This window comes from Actinoalloteichus spitiensis RMV-1378 (genome assembly GCF_000239155.1).
GTDB lineage: Bacteria > Actinomycetota > Actinomycetes > Mycobacteriales > Pseudonocardiaceae > Actinoalloteichus_B > Actinoalloteichus_B spitiensis.
Genome location: NZ_AGVX02000749.1, coordinates 1 through 388 on the forward strand (window position 1 = coordinate 1; position 388 = coordinate 388).

Consider the following 388-nt stretch of genomic DNA (forward strand, 5'->3'; position numbering starts at 1 on the left):
CTACCAGGACTTCCTCCGCTCCCTCAAGAACACCTGACCGAGGCCTGGCTTCAGCAGCGGCGGGAAAGCTCGCTCGCACCGCTCCTGACCCCAACCGTGCGGGGCGCTGGAGACTGAGTCTCGTGCTACTCCCCCAGCGTCGCCGGCCGAACCGCCCCCGCGTCGGGAGCCGCCCGCTCGCGTTCCCTCGCAGCCGCGAAAGCAGCAGCAGGGGCGAGCGTTCCTCGCCAACGACACACCGCAGCGCGTCGCCATTCCCCGCAGGAAGGACGGCAGCTCCATGACCACTCCCCAGCTCCCCACCGCACGGTGGCGGAAGTCCAGCCACAGCACCAACAACGGCACATGCGTCGAGATCGCCACCGGCACCGGCTGGGCCGCCATCCGC

General features: G+C 70.4%; 1 protein-coding gene. It reads left to right on the plus strand.

All coding sequences use genetic code 11. From position 1 onward, the window contains the following. Positions 1-280 precede the first annotated feature (280 nt). A partial coding sequence (locus ACTIDRAF_RS33200) for a DUF397 domain-containing protein (RefSeq protein WP_016701360.1) occupies positions 281-388 on the plus strand: 108 nt, incomplete at its 3' end.